The organism is Cryobacterium arcticum, from assembly GCF_003185895.1.
GTDB lineage: Bacteria > Actinomycetota > Actinomycetes > Actinomycetales > Microbacteriaceae > Cryobacterium > Cryobacterium arcticum.
Window position 1 is genome coordinate 54,814 of the sequence record NZ_QHLY01000003.1, and the last position, 15,690, is coordinate 70,503.

Below are 15,690 nucleotides of genomic sequence, written 5' to 3' on the forward strand. Positions count from 1 at the left end.
CGGGGTCAGCCCTCGGCGACCGCGTTGCGGGCGGCGAGGACATGCGAGCGCATCGCCACCTCGGCCCAGAGGCTGTCGCCGGAGCGAAGTGCCGTGAGGATGTCACGGTGTTGGTGGTTGCTCCGAGCCCGGAACTGCACGCCGTCCCGGCGGAAGGCCTCAGCCATCAACGGCACCCGGGCCACGGAAGAGGTCAACGTGATCAGCTGCGCGCTCCGGGACGCCGACACCACGATCCGGTGGAACTCGGCGTTGAGCCGGCCCAGCTCAGTGACGCCGTCAGGGTCGGTCGCCGCCACCACCGGCTCCATGGCGTCGATGAGGTCGCTGAGCTGGTCGAGTTCGGCGACGGTGATACGGGTCGCGGCCAGGCCCGCGGCCCGGCTTTCCAGGGCGGCCCGCACAATATAGGTTTCCCGCACCTGCTCGAGCGACCACTCCACGACGGTCGCTCCGCGGTTGGGCACGAACGACACCAGCCCGGCCTCATCGAGGCGTCGCAGAGCTTCCCGCACCGGCGTGCGGCTCACGCCGAGCTCTTCGGCTAGGGCCTGTTCGCGGAGAACCGCGTTGGCGCCCAGCTCTCCAGAGAGGATGCGCGCGCGCAGGGTCAGGTAGACGGTTTCACCACCGGTAGACGCCACAGTGCCTCTCCCTCCCCCACGGGCACCCCACCCGTTGCTCGAGCTTTACACACTACCGAGCCGAACGGGCCCACTCGGGCCCAATCGGGCGCCGCGGCCCCGTGGACTGGGGGTCGCGTCCTGGGGCTGCTCGTCACGGTGGGCACACGAAAAGGGGCCCGTCGTGTGACGGGCCCCTTGACTGTTTCGTGCTGCGAACAGCGGTCTACTTAGATGCTGTTGACGTCCAGCGGGATGCCAGGACCGAACGTGGTCGAGACGGCGCCCTTGGTGATGTAGCGGCCCTTGGAGGAGCTCGGCTTGAGGCGAACGATCTCCTCGAGTGCTGCACCGATGTTCTCGTTGAGCTGGTCGGCCGAGAACGAAGCCTTGCCAACGACGAAGTGCACGTTGGAGTGCTTGTCGACGCGGAATTCGATCTTTCCGCCCTTGATGTCGGACACGGCCTTGGCGACGTCAGGCGTCACGGTTCCGGTCTTCGGGTTGGGCATGAGACCGCGCGGGCCGAGGACCTTACCGAGACGACCGACCTTGCCCATGAGCTCGGGGGTCGAGACGGCGGAGTCGAACGAGGTGTAGCCAGCGGCTACCTTCTCGATGAGCTCGTCGCCACCGACCTCGTCGGCGCCGGCAGCGATTGCTGCCTCAGCCGCGGGGCCCGTTGCGAAGACGATGACGCGGGCGGTCTTGCCGGTACCGTGAGGAAGAATCACGGTGCCGCGGACCATCTGGTCTGCCTTGCGCGGGTCGACGCCGAGCTTGAGCGCGACCTCGACGGTGGAGTTGAACTTGACGGAACCGGTCTCGCGAGCGAGGGTGACGGCTTCGGTGGGGGTGTAGAACTTATCGGCTTCGATCTTCTCGACCGCAGCGCGGTAGGCCTTTGACTTGGGTGCCATTTTGAATCTCCTGTAGATGCATGTGCTGAGAGCGTGGTTTTCGTGAGCCTGGCTGGCTCTTCCACTTGGTGCCTGTCGGCAGGTCAGAAAGACCATGCCTGTCGGCTAAGTGTTCGACGAATCGAACGAGAGGGTATTAGCCCTCGACCGTGATGCCCATGGAGCGAGCGGTTCCGGCGATGATCTTCGACGCGGCGTCGAGGTCATTGGCGTTGAGGTCAACCATCTTGGCCTCGGCGATTTCGCGAACCTGCGCCTTGGTGAGCTTGGCAACCTTGACGGTGTGCGGGGTTCCGCTGCCCTTGGCGACTCCAGCGGCCTTCTTGATGAGCTCCGCTGCGGGCGGGGTCTTCAGGATGAACGTGAACGAACGGTCGTCGTACACGGTGATCTCAACCGGGATGACGTTGCCGCGCTGGGATTCGGTCTGGGCGTTGTAGGCCTTGCAGAATTCCATGATGTTCACGCCGTGCTGACCCAGCGCCGGCCCGATGGGGGGTGCGGGGTTGGCGGCGCCGGCCTTGATCTGAAGCTTGATCAGACCAGTAACCTTCTTCTTCGGTGCCATTGTTCTTCCTTCGTTATTGATGTTCGAGCGGCCGCGAAGGTCGCTCTCCCGGTGGCCCGGATGGGCCCCGGTGGTTCAAAGTCCTGCTGGCCGAAGCCGGGCAGAACCTAAAGCTTGGTGACCTGGTCGAAGCTGAGCTCGACCGGGGTCTCGCGCTCGAAGAGCGACACGAGCACGATGAGCTTGCCGCTCTCGGGCTTGATCTCGCTGATCGAACCGGGCAGGCCCGCGAACGAGCCTTCCTTGATCGTGATGGTCTCGCCGATTTCGTAGTCGATCTCGGCGGGCAGGACGCGCTGGGCGGCCTTGCCGGGCGCACCGGACTTGGTGACCGGAACATCCTTGATCTCAACGAGGCCCTTGAGCATGCCGAAGGCTTCTTCGAAACGCAGCGGGGTGGGGTTGTGCGCGTTGCCCACGAAGCCGGTGACCCCGGGGGTGTGGCGCACGACAGACCAGCTATCTTCGTTGAGGTCCATGCGCACCAGCACGTAGCCGGGAATGCGAACGCGGGTGACCATCTTGCGCTGGCCGTTCTTGATCTCGACGACGTCTTCCATCGGAACCTCGACCTGGTAGATGAAATCTTCCATGGCCATCGACTGCTTGCGGTTCTCGATGTTCGACTTCACGCGACGTTCGAAGCCGGCGTAGGAGTGGATGACGAACCACTTGCCGGGCTGGAACCGCAGTTCCTTGCGGAAAGCTTCGTACGGGTCTTCTTCTTCGGCCTCGGCGTCGGCGTCAACCTCGACGACGGATGCGTCGGCGACGGATGCGTCGGCGTCGGATGCGTCGGCGTCGCCGTCGATCTCTTCTTCGTCTTCGACGGCTTCGACGGCGGCCTCGGCCTCGTCGGCGGAGTCGATGTCGAGGGCGTCTTCGACGATGGCGTCGGCCTCGGGGTCGGTGGACTCGGCGAGGGCGTCGAGCGCGGCGTCGAGATCGTCTTCGATGTCGGCGTTCTCGTCTTCGACGTGCAGGGCTACCTGTTCGGCGGCTTCGACCGACGTTTCGTCGGCGGCGAGGGTGTTGCCCTCCTGCGCCTCATCGTCGTTGGCGGACTGCTCGGCGGCAGTGGCCCAGTCGACGTCGTCGCGATTGGTCTCAGTCACTAAATATCAATCCTTCTTCTATTGCGTGGGCGTGGGCCTGCACCGTGGTGCTCGCTCACCGATCCACGTTCATGATCAGTCTCGGTGCCGCTTCCGCGGCACGGGTCAACTGGGAGTGCCGAATACGTACGTGACGACGAGCGCGAACACCCAGTCGAGTGCCGATACCAGCGCCATCATGATCACGACGAAAATCAGAACCACTCCGGTGTAGCTGAGCAGTTCCTTGCGGGTCGGGGTGACGACCTTGCGGAGTTCGGCCAGGACCTGCTTGATAAACAGGGACACTCGAGCGAATGGACCGCGCTTTGATTCGCGGGCCACTCTGGCGTCGGCGACGATTTCCTCGCTGGGTTCGTCGATAACTTTTCGGGCCACCTGTTACACCTTTCGTGGGCCGGCGGAAATACCACCGACTTGCAGGGCGGACAGGACTCGAACCTGCAACCTGCGGTTTTGGAGACCGCTGCTCTACCAATTGAGCCACCACCCTATGAAGTTAGAAACTCCAGGAAGTTCTACCCTCCCATGCCCTGGCGTCGATCCTGGTGCCGCACCGAGGATTAACAGCGAACGTTAACCGCATCGGGTGACCAAAATTGGCGCAAAAAAGCATGGCAGAATTCAACTACCGGATCAAGTCTAGGTGACGATTGGGGCACTGTAAAGCCAGCGGGGTTCCCCGGGCCTCGTGCGCACCACTGTGCCGGGGCCGGACCTCCCCGTATGCTCGAAGCGTGGCACACGACATCAAACGGATATCCACCCGAATCGGCTCCATTGCGGAGTCCGCGACCCTCAAAGTCGACGGCAAGGCGAAGGCCCTGCAGGCGGCCGGCCGGCCGGTGATCAGCTTCGCCGCCGGAGAACCCGACTTCCCCACGCCGGCGCACATCGTCGAGGCGGCCTCTGCCGCCGTGCTCGACCCGAAGAACCACCGGTACACGCCGGCGGCCGGGCTGCCGGAGCTGCGCGAAGCCATCGCCGCGAAGACCCTGCGCGACAGCGGCCTGGCCGTTCCGCCGTCACGCGTGCTCGTCACCAATGGCGGCAAGCAGGCCGTGTACCAGGCCTTCGCCACCGTGCTCGACCCGGGCGACGAAGTGCTGCTGCCCGCGCCGTACTGGACCACGTATCCCGAGGCCATCCGGCTGGCCGGCGGAGTTCCGGTCGAGGTTTTCGCCGGCAGCGACCAGGGCTACCTGGTCACGGTGGAGCAGCTCGAGGCCGCGCGCACCGAGAAGACCAAGGTGCTGCTCTTCGTCTCCCCGTCCAACCCCACCGGCGCCGTCTATTCCGAGGCTGAGACCCTCGCCATCGGCCAGTGGGCAGAGGAACACGGCCTCTGGGTGATCAGTGACGAGATCTACCAGAACCTCACCTACGACGGGGTGCGCGCGGTCTCGATTGTCGAGGCCGTTCCGGCGCTGGCCGACCGCACCATCCTGGTCAACGGCGTTGCCAAGACCTACGCCATGACGGGGTGGCGCCTGGGCTGGATGGTGGGACCGCAGGATGCGATCACGGCCGCGGCCAACCTGCAGTCGCACCTCACCTCGAACGTGTCGAACATCTCCCAGCGCGCCGGCATTGCGGCGCTGAACGGACCCCAGGACGACGCCGAGGCCATGCGGCTCGCCTTCGACCGTCGCCGCAAGCTGATCGTCTCCGAGCTGAACAAGATCCCCGGCATTCTCACGCCGACCCCGCAGGGGGCGTTCTACGTCTACCCGGATGTCACCGGCCTGCTCGGCCGCACCTGGAACGGTGTCACGCCGACCACCTCGCTCGAGCTGGCCGACCTGATCCTCGACCAGGCCGAGGTGGCCGCGGTTCCCGGCGAGGCCTTCGGCCCGAGCGGCTTCCTGCGGCTCTCATACGCGCTCGGCGACGATGCCCTCCTCGAGGGCGTTCAGCGCCTGCAAAAGCTGTTCTCCTAACCCGCGAGCCGTGAGCTAAGCACCGATCCCGGCGGGATTTGGGTGCTTTACTCACAGCTCGCGGGCCGGGCGGCTACTCGAAAACGACGGCGAGGGCTTCGCCGAGGTCGGCGAACGGGCTGTTCCCGGCTTCGACCAGTGCGCTCGGGCAGCTCACGACGTAGTACATGAACGATTCGGCTTGCGGCATGGCCCTGGCCCCGACCTGGTTCGTGTAGTCCTGGCCGTCCTGCGGGTTGACGTAATCGACCCGGCTGGTGGCGAACTCGATCCTGTCCTCCGACCCGGCCTGGGTCAGGGCGATGTCGGCGCTGCCGAGTGCGCCGACAACGGCCGCCTCGTCCACGCTGTCCACCATCTGCTGCGTGAGGGCGGCGATGCTCGCCTCGGTGTCGCTGCGGTCGTCGGTCGCGTCGAGGTCGTACGGAGGCTGCTTGTTCTGCGACGACGTGAAGAGGCAGCCGAGCTCGTCGTTCTGAGCCTGGTTGACGCCCTGCTGGTCGAAGACGGTGATCTCCCAGCCGTCCTCGAGCGGGAATCGCCAGATCGGGAAAGACGTTCCCACGTCGACGTAGTCATCGAGGCTGGTCACTCCGGTCGGCACTGCGCCGCCCGTTGCGGGTTCCTCCGTTGGCATCGCGGTGGCGGTGGGATCCGCGGTCTCTGGGGCGGTGGCGGTGGGAGCCGCAAGCGGTTCCTCGGTCACGGTCGGGCTCGTGATGCCGCCCAGCACCGAGTTGACCACAATCACGGCCACCACGACGATGCCGACCAGGAGCACGGCGGCGCCGGCGATGAGCGCCCAGGCCCAGCCGGGCAGGCCGCCGCGGCGCGGTGGCGGTGTCGGTCCGGCGGCCGGGGGGCCGCTGGGCGGGCCGGGAGGTGTGGCTGCTGCAGGCGCGAACGCTGCGGCGGGAACCGGCGGAGCCACCGGCGCGCTCGGCGTGGCCGGTTCGGCCGGGTCATTCGGCGGCGTCGGGGCCGTCGGTTCGGTCGGTTCGGTCGTCATGTTTCCCCCATTTAGTTGTTGTCGAACTTTAGCGAGTCCACCGACCGGTGGATACCCGAGTCGGCCAGAAGGGTGTTGCCCAGGCAGGCTCCGGGGACGAGTCTGATGTCATGACAACTTCCACTCCGGCCGTGCGCGTGGCGCGGCTGAGCAAGTCCTACGGTGACTTCGATGCCGTCTCCGACATCAGCTTCGACATCATGCCCGGTGAGACCTTCGCACTGCTCGGACCGAACGGGGCCGGCAAGAGCAGCACCATCGAAATCCTGGAAGGCTACCGCGATCGCTCCGAAGGCGACATCACGGTGCTCGGCGTCGACCCGCAGCACGGCGGCCTGGACTGGAAGGCCCGCATCGGCATTGTGCTGCAGTCCAGCGGGGAGAGCGGCAATGCCACGGTGGTCGAGCAGTTGCGCCACTTCGCCGGCCTGTATCCCAACCCCCGCCCGGTCGACGAGGTGATCGCTGCCGTCGGGCTCGAGGCCAAGGCCAAGACCCGCATCCACAAGCTCTCCGGTGGCCAACAGCGCCGGGTGGATGTCGCGCTCGGCATCATCGGACGGCCGGAACTCCTCTTCCTTGACGAACCGACCACGGGCTTCGACCCCGAGGCGCGGCATCAGTTCTGGGACCTCATCCGGTCGCTCAAGGCCGAGGGCACCACCATCCTGCTCACCACCCACAATCTCGACGAGGCGGCAGAACTCAGCGACCGGGCCGGCATCATCGTGGGCGGCCAGCTCATCGACATCGGCGCCATCGGCGAACTCGGCGGCCCAGCCGCCCGCACCCCGATGGTGCGTTGGCGCGACGCCTCCGGAGCGCGGCACGAGACGCGCACCGACAGCCCCGCCCGGCTGGTGGCCGAACTGGCCGCAGACGCGGGCGGAGAACCGGCAGAACTGCAGGTCATCCGTCCCAGCCTCGAAGACATCTACCTGGGCCTGGTGCGTCGGCACGCCGCGACCACCAGCAACCCCGAGAACGCGGAGGTGCTCGCATGAGCTCGACCCTGTCCCCCCAGCCGGTACGCGCCCGCACGGCCCGGCACGGCATTCTGAGCCTCGGGCTGTCCCGGATCGGTTTCGAGATCAAGCTCTACTTCCGCTCCACCGACACGGTCTTCTTCACCTTTTTGTTCCCGTTCATCATGCTCGGCATCTTCACGGCCGCGTTCTCGGCCCAGGGCAACATCGGCACCAACCCAGACGGCTCCGGCGGCATCAGCGTCGGCGCCTATTACCTGCCCGGCATGCTGGCCGCCGGCATGCTCCTCTCCGGCCTGCAGAACCTGGCCATCGATATCGCCGGCGAGAAGGGCGACGGCACCCTCAAACGCCTCGGCGGCACTCCGCTGTCGCCGCTGAGCTACTTCATCGGCAAGATCGGGCAGGTGCTCGTCACGGGCATCCTGCAGGCCGTGCTGCTGCTGATCGTGGCCAGGTTCGTCTTCAACATCGCGCTGCCCACCGACCCGGAGAAGTGGCTCACCTTCGCCTGGGTGTTCCTGCTCGGCGTGATCACCTGCGCGTTCTTGGGCATCGCGCTCTCCGCCCTGCCGCGGTCCGGCCGGAGCGCGTCGGCCGTGGTGATCCCGATTGTGCTGGTGCTGCAGTTCATCTCGGGTGTCTATCTGCAGTTCAATGCCCTGCCCGAGTGGATGCAGAACATTGCCGGGCTGTTCCCGCTCAAGTGGATGGCGCAGGGCATGCGGGCGGTGTTCCTGCCGGAGACGTTCGCCGCCCAGGAGCAGAACGGCGCCTGGGAGCTCGGCCTGGTGGCGCTCGCCCTGCTGATCTGGCTGGTGGTGGGCCTGGTCGGCAGTCGCCTCAGCTTCCGCTGGATCCGCAAGGACGCCTGATGCGCCGGCCGTCCCTGCCGCAGGTCCCCGCTGCGGCATGGGATGCTTGGCGCATGAATGCCAGACGGTGGTGGGACCTGATCGTGGCCGGATCCCTGACCGTCCTGGCCGCCATCGCGCTGGAAGGCTCGGACACGCATATTGTGAGCGCCACCGGCGCGGTACTGTCACTGGCGGCGGTCGGGGTGGCCTACATCATCTGGGGCAGGCGGATGCTGCGACCCCGACCCGTACCCGGCGATCGCGGATCGTCCGGATTCGATCACGTGACGTACCCCGGCTCCGCCCGGATGTTGCGTATCACCCTCATCGTCGGCTGCGGTGTCGCCACAGCGTTTGATCCGAGCATGGCCACCCTCCAGACGCTGGCCTTCCCGCTGATCTGGGCCCTGGCCGACTCGTTCCGCCACGCCATCCTGCTCAGCGCGGCCTTGACCGTCGTGACCGGTCTGGGGCTCTGGGTCAATGGTGGGCGCACACCGGACGCCGCTGCCCAGGCCGTGGCCATCGAGACGATCTCATTCGTGTTCGCCCTGGCCATGGGCACCTGGATCACGCGCATCGCCACCGCCGGTGCCGAGCAGCGCCGGCTGGTGGAGAAGCTCACCCTGGCCCAGGACGAACTCGCCCTGTTGCACCGGGATGCCGGCAGCGCGAGCGAGAGGGAGCGCCTCGCCCGCGAGATCCACGACACCATCGCGCAGAGCCTGACCAGCCTGGTCATGCTCGCTCAGCGCACTCGCCGCGAACTCGACGCCCTGCCTGTCGACACATCCGTAGCCGCAGACAGCGTCGACCTCATCGAGGCCACCGGCCGAGACGCCCTGGCCGAGGCGCGCGCCCTGGTGGCCTCCATGGCGCCACCCCGGGTGGGCGACGGTGACCTGGCGCACACCCTGACCCGGTTGGCAGAACGCTTCGAACGAGAAACCAGGATCCAGGTGCACCTCGACCTTGACGGACTCGGCAACGCCGGAACCAGCGCGGCGCCCGTGCTCGACCGTGCCTTGGAGGTCGTGCTGCTGCGCTGCGTGCAGGAAGGCCTGGCCAACGTGCGCAAGCACTCCCGCGCCGGGACCGCCCGGATCGGCATCGAGCGGACCGGCCGTGACATCGTGCTCACCGTCGCCGACAACGGCCGTGGACTGGGCGACTACACCCCCACCACCGAACAGGGCTTCGGCCTGGCCGGGATGCGTGACAGGCTCGCCCTCGTCGGCGGGAGCCTCGAGGTCGCCACCGATGCTACCCCGCCGCGCACAGGCTCGATCGCCGTCGGCGAGACCCCGTCAGGAACCGGCCCGATCGCCGACGTCGCGGCCGAGGCCACCGCCGACGGGCACGGCACCACCCTCCGGGTCACTCTGCCGGTCTCCGCACCGGCCGTGGCGACGGCGCCGGCAGTGCCCACCGGCGCGGCAGCCCGATGATCCGGGTGCTGGTGGCTGACGACCATCCGATCGTGCGCAGCGGCATTGTGGGTCTGCTCGGCGTCGCGGACGACATCGAGGTGGTCGGGGAGGCTGCCGACGGCGCCGCCGCCGTGCTCCTGGCGGCAGAGCTGCGGCCCAACCTGGTGCTGATGGACCTGCGGATGCCGCACCTCGACGGCGCTGCCGCCACCGCCGCGATCCTGGCGGAGAACCCGGCGACCCGGGTGCTGATCCTCACCACCTACGAGACCGACGACCAGATCCTCGGCGCCATTGCCGCCGGCGCCAGCGGCTACCTGCTCAAAGCGGCTCCGCAGGCCGAGATCATCGAGGGCGTGCGCTCGGTGGCCGGCGGCCAGACCGTGTTGGCGCCCGTGATCGCCGCCCGGCTGGTGCAGCGGGTACGGGCTGATGCGGCACCGGCACCGCGGCTATCGGCTCGGGAACTCGACGTGCTGCGCCTGGTCGCAGCGGGCGAGAGCAACCCGCAAATCGCCCGCTCGCTGTTCATCGGTGAGGCCACGGTGAAGACCCACCTGCTGCACGTCTTCGACAAGCTCGGCGTGAGCGACCGCACCCGTGCCGTCACCCTGGCGATGGAACTGCGCCTGCTCTAGCTCGCACCGCCTGCCTCGCCCTCTCTCGCCAACACCCCCTCTCGCGAGAGGGCACTTGAGGTCAGTTGGGAGGCACCAGAACTAGCCCCAACTGCCCTCTCGGCGGGAGGGCGGGAGGCCTGGAGGGCTGCCGGGTTAGAGGAGGGAGAAGCCCACGAAGACGGGCTCCGGCTGCAGGATGACACCGAAGTCGGCCTGCACCCGCTGCTGCACGAACCGGGCGAGCTGGCCGATCTCGTCGGCGGTGGCGCCGCCCCGGTTGGTGATGGCCAGAGTGTGCTTGCTCGAAATGGCGGCGTTCGAGCCGGGCAGCCGGAACCCGCGACGGATGCCGGAGTTCTCGATCAGCCAGGCGGCGCTGAGCTTCACCGTGCGCAGCACCTCGGCACCGGGCACGGGCCCAACCCCGGCGTACTCGTCGAGCGGGATCACTCGGTCGGGCAGCTCCACGTCGGCCTGCTTCCAGCGCGGCGCCTCCGCGGGCAGGGTGCGGGCGAAGCTCTCGGTCACGATCGGGTTGGTGAAGAACGACCCGGCGCTGAACGTGTCGGGGTCGCTCGCATCGAGCACCATGCCTTTGCCGGCCCGCAGGCCGAGCACGCTCGCTCGCAGCTCGGTCAACGGCACTCGATCTCCCAGCTGTACGCCCAGAGCCTGGGCGAGCTGCGGGTAGTTCACCGGCAGGCTCTGTGCACTGCCGAGTACCGCGGCCTGCGCCGACATGTCACGCAGTTCGAGTTCGATGGCCAGCACCAGCCCGCGCCGGCCCTGCTTGAGCACGGAGGTGCGGTAGCCGAGTCCCAGGTCCGCGGCGGAGAGATGCTCGACCTCGCCGGTCTCGTAGTCCAGGAAGTCGATCGCGGACAGACTCTGCGCCAGCTCTTGACCGTATGCGCCGATGTTCTGCACCGGGGCGGCGCCGCTGGTGCCGGGGATGCCGGAGAGCGCTTCGATACCCGCCCAGCCGTTGGCCACGGTGAGGGCCACCAGTTCGTCCCACGGTTCTCCGGCCTGCACCCGGATGCGCACGCTCTGCCCGTTGGGGCCGTCGGTCTCCGGCTCGGTCGGGGCCGGCAGAACCTGCACGCCGCGGGTGCGCACCAGGATGACGGTGCCGTCGAAGCCGTCGTCGGCGGCGACGGTGTTCGAGCCGCCACCGAGAAGCATCCAGGGCTCGTCGGATGCCCACGCCTCACGGGTCGCGTCGATCAGGCCGGCCTCATCGGCGGGCTCGACGAGGCGCGCCGGGGCGCCGCCGACCTTGAGGGTCGTGAGGAGCGAGAAATTCACCGGTTCAGACACGGCCGCCTCAGACGAGCGAGACGCGTGCCTGCGCCTTGCCGAGCACGGTCACCGAATTGAAGGTGACCGTGAGGTCGATCCGGGCAATGCCGGCCTCCGCGTCGAGAGCGCCCACCTTGGCCACCACGGTGACGACGGCACCGAGGTCGGGGTCGACGGGAACGGGCCGGGTGAAACGCACCTGGTAGTCGACCACCCTGGCGGGGTCGCCGGCCCAATCCACGACGGGCTGGATGGCCAGGCCCATGGTGAGCATGCCGTGCGCGAGAACGCCGGGCAGGCCGACGGCCTCGGCCACGTCGTCGCGGTAGTGGATCGGGTTGAAGTCGCCGGATGCGCCGGCGTAACGCACGAGCGAGTCCCGGGTGAGGGGGAAGCTGCTTTCGGCGACGATGTCGCCGACGGTCAGGCCGTCGAGGGCCGGGATGCTGATGCTGGTCATTCGTCTCCCCTGACGACAAGGGTGGAGGTGGCGGTGACCACGTGGGCACCGGTCGCATCGACCACGACGGACTCGGCCGTGACCATGGAGTGGCCGCCGAGGCTCTTCACGCTGGCGACGGTGAGCGTGGCGGTGAGCTCGTCACCGGCCACGATCGGCCGGCTGTAGCTGAAGCGCTGGTCGCCGTGCACGACCCGGGTGAAGTCGATACCGGCGTCGGGTTCGGCGAGGAGCTGGGCGAGGGTCGCTTCCTGCACCACGACGGCGAAGGTGGGCGGCGCGACGACATCGCTGTGCCCGGCGGCACGCGCGGCTTCGGGGTCGAAGTTGATCGGGTTGGTCGCAAAGACGGCGCGCGCGAACTCGCGCACCTTCTCCCGGCCGACGAGATACGGCGGCACGGCGGGAAAGACCCGGCCCTGGATTGCTGGATTCACGGACACGTACCGAGTGTACTTGCGCCGGTCAAGGGAGCAGAATTGTTCGCCCCCGCCGCCTGGTGCACACTTGGTCCAGTGGATTATCTTGTTGTCGCTTTAGCCTCCATTGAGGTCGCTCCCCTGCTCACCGGGCTCCGCCAGGAGTACGAGACCCGTTACGGCCCCGGTGCCGGCGACTCCGTGCTCGATGTCGAGGCCGCCGAGTTCGACGCCCCCACCGGGGCGTTCCTCGTTCTGGTCGATGACGGCACCACCGTCGCCGGCGGTGGCCTGCGTCGCATCGACGACGAGACCGTCGAGGTCAAGCGCATGTGGACCAACCCCGACTACCGCCGCCAGGGCCACGCCAGTCGCCTGTTGCGCGAGCTGGCCGGCCTGGCTGAGCAACTGGGCTACCGGCGGGTGCGGCTGGAGACGGGTTACGCCCAGCCAGAGGCGCTGGCCATGTACCGTCGGCTGGGATTCTCCGAGATCGACAGTTTCGGCCCCTACGAGGGTGCGACGGCGTTCGAACTCGACCTTGCGACGGAAGCACGAACGCCCCGCCACTGACTCGAGATCCCACGAACCGTGAGAAAAGCACCAGGATGCGCGATTTTTCGGGGCTTTTCTCACGGTTCGCGGGGCCGGGAACCTAGACGGACGGGATGACCAGTCCGCCCCAGGTGTCTTCCATGTACGCCGCGGTCTCGTCGGAGAGCAGCAGTTCCTTGAGCTTGACGATGCGCGGGTCGTTCTCGAGTTCGGGCGTGGTGGCCAGAACGTTGGCGTACTGGCTGTCCTTGCCCTCGATCAGGATGGCCTGGTCGGCGGTGAGACCGGCCGGGAGCGCGAACGAGATGGTGACGAAGGCGGCGTCCACGTCCTGCACGGCCTGCGGCAGGGTGGCGTTCTCGATCTCCTGGAACTCGTACTTGTTCGGGTTCTCGGTGATGTCGGCGAGCGAGGTGGGCTCATCCGTCGTCTCGATCAGGCCTTCGCCGGCGAGGATCTTCAGGGCGCGGCCCTCGTTGGTCGGGTCGTTCGGGATGGCGATGGTGGCGCCGTCCTTGAGGTCGTCCAACGACGTCACGGTGTCGCTGTAGAACGCGGCGCTGGGCAGGTAGATCTCGCCCACACTGACCAGGTCGTCGCCGGCCTGCGTGTTGTAGGTCTCCAGGAAGGTGGAGTTCTGGAACAGGTTCGCGTCGATCGAACCGTCGGACACCGCAACGTTCGGGGTGTTGTAGTCGGTGAACTCCTGGAACTTGATGTCCAGGCCGGCGTCGGCCGCGAGGTTGTCCTGCACGAACTTGAGGATGTCGCCGGCCGGCGTGGCCAGGGCGCCCACGGTGATCGTGCCGAGGTCGTCGCCGGCCGCGGCGGGCGTGGCGGCAGGCTCTTCCGCCGAGCCGGCGCACGCGGTGAGGGCGAACAGGGCGGAGATGGCAACGGCGGCACCAGCAAGGCGCGTGCTGCGGGAGGTGAACTGCATGGGGTGTCTCTTCTCGTGTGGGTCGGGTGTGAGGTGGTGGCCGCGGCCGTCATGCTGACTCCGGCGCGGCCGGGTGGAGCGGGACCCGGCTGCCTAGACCGAACCGGCGGTGGCGCTCGCGCGGAGCGCCGCCGAGGTGGGTTCGGCCCGCTCGGGCCGGGACTTGTGGGCGAAACGCTTGGCCAGCATCGTGGCCAGGCCCTGCAGCACCATCACGATCACGAAGATCACGATGATCACGGCGACCATGTGGATGGTGCTGTAGCGCTGGTAGCCGTAGCGCACGGCCACGTCACCCAGGCCGCCGCCGGCGACAGTGCCGACCATGGCCGAGAAGTTGATGATGGACGTGACAGTGGTGGAGAGCCCCAGGATCATCGGCGACAGGGCTTCGGGCACCAGCACCTTCGACACGATCTGCCAACGGGTCGCGCCGAGCGATTCCGCGGCCTCGATCAGCCCGGTGTCCACCTCCTTGATCGCGATCTCCACCATGCGGGCGAAGAACGGGATCGCCACGACGGCCAGCGGCACGATCGCGGCCGTCGGGCCGATGAACGTGCCCACCACCAGCCGGGTGAACGGAATCAGGGCCACCATCAGGATGATGAACGGAACGCTGCGGCCGAGGTTGACCACGAACTCGAGCACCTTGTTGACCACCTGGCCGAGTCGGCGGGAACCGAACAACTTCTCGAACAGGCCGCCGGGCTCGGTGCCGACGAGCACGATGCCGAGCGGCAGGCCCACGATGATGGTGATGAGCAGCGCGACGCCCACCATGTAGAGGGTCTGGCCGGTGCCGACGAGCAGCACCTGGAACAGGCCGGACCAGAAGTCGGGTGCGGATGGATCGATCACGGTTACTCCCCCACGATTTCGACGAGCATGCCCTGGCTGCGGAGGTCTTCGATCGGGCGAAGGTTGGCCGAAGGGCTTCCGGGCAGTTGCAGTCGGGTGCGGCCGGCCTGGTTGCCGCCGATGGTTTCGATGGCCGCGCCGAGGATCGACACGTCCAGCCCATATGTACGGGCGAGTTGGGCGATGACCGGACGGTCGGCCGAGCCACCGCTGAAGGTGATGTCGATCACGGTGTCGCCTGCGGAGTGCGGGGCATCGCCGAGCGGAAAGAGTTCGTGCGCGAGCCGGGAGCCGGCAGTGGAGATCAGCGAGACGATCCGCCCCTGCTCCACGATCCGACCGTTCTCGATCAGGGCCGCAGAGTCGCAGATGCGCTTGATGACTTCCATCTCGTGCGTGATCAGGAGCACGGTCAGGCCGAGGTCGGCGTTGATCCGCTTGAACAGGTCGAGGATCGACCTGGTGGTCTCGGGGTCGAGTGCGCTGGTGGCCTCATCGGACAGCAACACCTTCGGCTTGCCGGCGAGCGCCCGGGCGATTCCCACCCGCTGCTTCTGCCCGCCGGAGAGCTCGGCCGGATAGGAACCGGCCTTGTCGGCCAGTCCGACGAGGTCGAGGATCTCGAGCGCACGTCGGCGACGTTCATCACCGTCGACGCCGATGATCTCCAGGCCCAGTTCGACATTGCCGCGCACTGTGCGGCCGGCGAGCAGGTTGAAGTGCTGGAACACCATGCCGATCTTGCGGCGGGCGCGAAGGAGTTCCGCAGGGCTCATGGCGGTGAGCTCGTCGCCGGCCACCGTCACAGTGCCGGAATCCGGCCGCTCGAGCAGGTTGACCGCCCGGATCAGCGTGCTCTTGCCTGCGCCGCTCTGGCCGATCACGCCGAATATCTCGCCCTCGGCCACCTCGAGTGAGACGTCTTGGAGGGCAGCGGTGACACTGGCGCCGGAGCGGAAGGTCTTGGAAACGTGCTGAACGGAGATCACAGTGGTCCTGAGGTGTCGGAGCGGCTCACTACCGCAGTCCTTCCGAGTGTGCCAATCGCGACGCCCACTACCTAATCACTGTGACGGAATGTGTCA

Annotated in this window: 18 protein-coding genes and 1 tRNA gene; 6 read left to right on the top strand and 13 right to left on the bottom strand. The window is 67.4% G+C overall.

The annotated features are described in order from the left end of the window. Positions 1–5: 5 nt before the first annotated feature. From CTB96_RS00310 to CTB96_RS00335, 6 genes are all read right to left on the bottom strand, one after another. Positions 6–644, bottom strand: coding sequence for a GntR family transcriptional regulator (locus tag CTB96_RS00310; RefSeq protein WP_110124920.1), 639 nt, complete (start codon positions 642–644; stop codon positions 6–8). Between the two features lie 209 nt (positions 645–853). After that, entirely contained in the window at positions 854–1,543 is a 690-nt protein-coding gene (gene rplA / locus CTB96_RS00315) for a 50S ribosomal protein L1 (protein WP_066592268.1), read from the bottom strand. A gap of 136 nt (positions 1,544–1,679) precedes the next feature. Beyond that, a complete protein-coding gene (gene rplK / locus CTB96_RS00320) occupies positions 1,680–2,111 on the bottom strand; it encodes a 50S ribosomal protein L11 (protein WP_066592266.1) in 432 nt (143 codons plus the stop codon). Positions 2,112–2,218: 107 nt separating this feature from the next. Next, positions 2,219–3,226 carry a transcription termination/antitermination protein NusG gene (gene nusG / locus CTB96_RS00325; RefSeq protein ID WP_110124921.1) on the bottom strand — a complete coding sequence of 336 codons (1,008 nt, stop codon included), beginning with the start codon at positions 3,224–3,226 and terminating at the stop codon, positions 2,219–2,221. 105 nt (positions 3,227–3,331) lie between these two features. Next, the gene (gene secE, locus CTB96_RS00330; RefSeq protein WP_110124922.1) at positions 3,332–3,604 is read right to left on the bottom strand and encodes a preprotein translocase subunit SecE; all 273 of its coding nucleotides are present in this window, start codon (positions 3,602–3,604) and stop codon (positions 3,332–3,334) included. Positions 3,605–3,646: 42 nt separating this feature from the next. Next, positions 3,647–3,719 (bottom strand) — tRNA-Trp (locus CTB96_RS00335). Positions 3,720–3,963: 244 nt separating this feature from the next. Here CTB96_RS00335 and CTB96_RS00340 point away from each other — a divergent pair. Further along, the gene (locus tag CTB96_RS00340; protein WP_181397079.1) at positions 3,964–5,166 is read left to right on the top strand and encodes a pyridoxal phosphate-dependent aminotransferase; all 1,203 of its coding nucleotides are present in this window, start codon (positions 3,964–3,966) and stop codon (positions 5,164–5,166) included. Positions 5,167–5,239: 73 nt separating this feature from the next. Here the strand turns inward: CTB96_RS00340 and CTB96_RS00345 are convergent, their stop codons facing one another. Further along, complete coding sequence (locus CTB96_RS00345) at positions 5,240–6,175, bottom strand: hypothetical protein (protein ID WP_110124923.1); 936 nt, start codon at positions 6,173–6,175, stop codon at positions 5,240–5,242. A 110-nt stretch (positions 6,176–6,285) separates the two neighbouring features. Here CTB96_RS00345 and CTB96_RS00350 point away from each other — a divergent pair, with 110 nt between their 5' ends. From CTB96_RS00350 to CTB96_RS00365, 4 genes are read left to right on the top strand one after another with little or no spacing between them, the layout of a single operon-like run. After that, positions 6,286–7,179 carry an ABC transporter ATP-binding protein gene (locus tag CTB96_RS00350; RefSeq protein ID WP_110124924.1) on the top strand — a complete coding sequence of 298 codons (894 nt, stop codon included), beginning with the start codon at positions 6,286–6,288 and terminating at the stop codon, positions 7,177–7,179. After that, entirely contained in the window at positions 7,176–8,036 is an 861-nt protein-coding gene (locus tag CTB96_RS00355; protein WP_110124925.1) for an ABC transporter permease, read from the top strand. The genes CTB96_RS00350 and CTB96_RS00355 overlap by 4 nt, the downstream gene beginning before the upstream one ends. Before the next feature lie 53 nt (positions 8,037–8,089). Next, positions 8,090–9,466 carry a sensor histidine kinase gene (locus tag CTB96_RS00360; protein WP_181397080.1) on the top strand — a complete coding sequence of 459 codons (1,377 nt, stop codon included), beginning with the start codon at positions 8,090–8,092 and terminating at the stop codon, positions 9,464–9,466. Then, the gene (locus CTB96_RS00365) at positions 9,463–10,086 is read left to right on the top strand and encodes a response regulator (RefSeq protein WP_110124927.1); all 624 of its coding nucleotides are present in this window, start codon (positions 9,463–9,465) and stop codon (positions 10,084–10,086) included. The genes CTB96_RS00360 and CTB96_RS00365 overlap by 4 nt, the downstream gene beginning before the upstream one ends. A gap of 135 nt (positions 10,087–10,221) precedes the next feature. On the opposite strand, the gene CTB96_RS00370 is transcribed toward CTB96_RS00365, so the two are convergent. From CTB96_RS00370 to CTB96_RS00380, 3 genes are read right to left on the bottom strand one after another with little or no spacing between them, the layout of a single operon-like run. After that, positions 10,222–11,388, bottom strand: a complete 1,167-nt coding sequence (locus CTB96_RS00370) for a UDP-N-acetylmuramate dehydrogenase (protein WP_110124928.1) — start codon at positions 11,386–11,388, stop codon at positions 10,222–10,224. A 7-nt stretch (positions 11,389–11,395) separates the two neighbouring features. Next, on the bottom strand, positions 11,396–11,830 hold the full coding sequence (locus CTB96_RS00375; RefSeq protein WP_110124929.1) for a MaoC family dehydratase: 435 nt from the start codon (positions 11,828–11,830) through the stop codon (positions 11,396–11,398). Continuing rightward, positions 11,827–12,273: a MaoC family dehydratase N-terminal domain-containing protein gene (locus tag CTB96_RS00380; protein ID WP_110124930.1), complete on the bottom strand. Its 447-nt coding sequence runs from the start codon at positions 12,271–12,273 to the stop codon at positions 11,827–11,829. The genes CTB96_RS00375 and CTB96_RS00380 overlap by 4 nt, the downstream gene beginning before the upstream one ends. Positions 12,274–12,345: 72 nt before the next feature. Here CTB96_RS00380 and CTB96_RS00385 point away from each other — a divergent pair, with 72 nt between their 5' ends. Continuing rightward, a complete protein-coding gene (locus CTB96_RS00385; RefSeq protein WP_181397081.1) occupies positions 12,346–12,822 on the top strand; it encodes a GNAT family N-acetyltransferase in 477 nt (158 codons plus the stop codon). An 82-nt stretch (positions 12,823–12,904) separates the two neighbouring features. Here the strand turns inward: CTB96_RS00385 and CTB96_RS00390 are convergent, their stop codons facing one another. From CTB96_RS00390 to CTB96_RS00400, 3 genes are all read right to left on the bottom strand, one after another. Beyond that, complete coding sequence (locus CTB96_RS00390; RefSeq protein WP_110124931.1) at positions 12,905–13,744, bottom strand: MetQ/NlpA family ABC transporter substrate-binding protein; 840 nt, start codon at positions 13,742–13,744, stop codon at positions 12,905–12,907. A gap of 93 nt (positions 13,745–13,837) precedes the next feature. After that, positions 13,838–14,605: a methionine ABC transporter permease gene (locus tag CTB96_RS00395; protein WP_248283134.1), complete on the bottom strand. Its 768-nt coding sequence runs from the start codon at positions 14,603–14,605 to the stop codon at positions 13,838–13,840. Positions 14,606–14,607: 2 nt separating this feature from the next. Continuing rightward, positions 14,608–15,594 (bottom strand): methionine ABC transporter ATP-binding protein, encoded by a 987-nt coding sequence (locus CTB96_RS00400; RefSeq protein ID WP_110124932.1) that lies wholly within the window; start codon positions 15,592–15,594, stop codon positions 14,608–14,610. Positions 15,595–15,690 lie beyond the last annotated feature (96 nt).

Coding starts and splice junctions, on each gene's coding strand:
- CTB96_RS00375 (WP_110124929.1), bottom strand. CDS start 11,830: ATGACCAGCATCAGCATCCCGGCCCTCGACGGCCTGACCGTCGGCGAC.
- CTB96_RS00350 (WP_110124924.1), top strand. CDS start 6,286: ATGACAACTTCCACTCCGGCCGTGCGCGTGGCGCGGCTGAGCAAGTCC.
- CTB96_RS00355 (WP_110124925.1), top strand. CDS start 7,176: ATGAGCTCGACCCTGTCCCCCCAGCCGGTACGCGCCCGCACGGCCCGG.
- CTB96_RS00365 (WP_110124927.1), top strand. CDS start 9,463: ATGATCCGGGTGCTGGTGGCTGACGACCATCCGATCGTGCGCAGCGGC.
- CTB96_RS00345 (WP_110124923.1), bottom strand. CDS start 6,175: ATGACGACCGAACCGACCGAACCGACGGCCCCGACGCCGCCGAATGAC.
- rplK (WP_066592266.1), bottom strand. CDS start 2,111: ATGGCACCGAAGAAGAAGGTTACTGGTCTGATCAAGCTTCAGATCAAG.
- CTB96_RS00390 (WP_110124931.1), bottom strand. CDS start 13,744: ATGCAGTTCACCTCCCGCAGCACGCGCCTTGCTGGTGCCGCCGTTGCC.
- rplA (WP_066592268.1), bottom strand. CDS start 1,543: ATGGCACCCAAGTCAAAGGCCTACCGCGCTGCGGTCGAGAAGATCGAA.
- CTB96_RS00360 (WP_181397080.1), top strand. CDS start 8,090: ATGAATGCCAGACGGTGGTGGGACCTGATCGTGGCCGGATCCCTGACC.